Raw genomic sequence first — 424 nt, forward strand, 5'->3', positions numbered from 1 at the left:
ATCTTGGGCTTCCTTAGGGTCAATACCTACCTGCGAGAGCGCTTCTGCGATCGTCGGAGCGTAACCCACCTTGCCTTGGTACGAAACCAGAACGCGCAACAGCTTAGGGAATGCCGACGCTTGATTCTTACGCTGGGAGTACAAAGGCTCCACATAAAGGATGTCACCGTCACCCACTGGCAGTGTCAGCAAATTGCCGTTGAACAGGTCGTTGGTGTCTTTCCACAATGTGCGATCAGATGCGATCTGATCAGATGACATCATGGTGTCCTGCGCCTGCTTTGGACCCTGCGTCAGAGTATCTGTTGGCAACACACGCACGGTGATCTTGCCGTAGTTATCTGGATCCGAGCTCACCGACATATGCGCTGCGAGGTACTCGCGCTGGAGGCCACGGAATGGCGTGATCAGCTGGAATCTAGGC

The 424-nt window shown here is 54.5% G+C and carries 1 protein-coding gene; it reads right to left on the reverse strand.

The features are described from left to right. The coding region (locus ET810_RS11865; protein WP_174775567.1) for a UPF0182 family protein at positions 1–424 on the reverse strand (424 nt) is incomplete at both ends.

This window comes from Corynebacterium silvaticum, assembly GCF_004382825.2.
GTDB classification, from domain to species: domain Bacteria; phylum Actinomycetota; class Actinomycetes; order Mycobacteriales; family Mycobacteriaceae; genus Corynebacterium; species Corynebacterium silvaticum.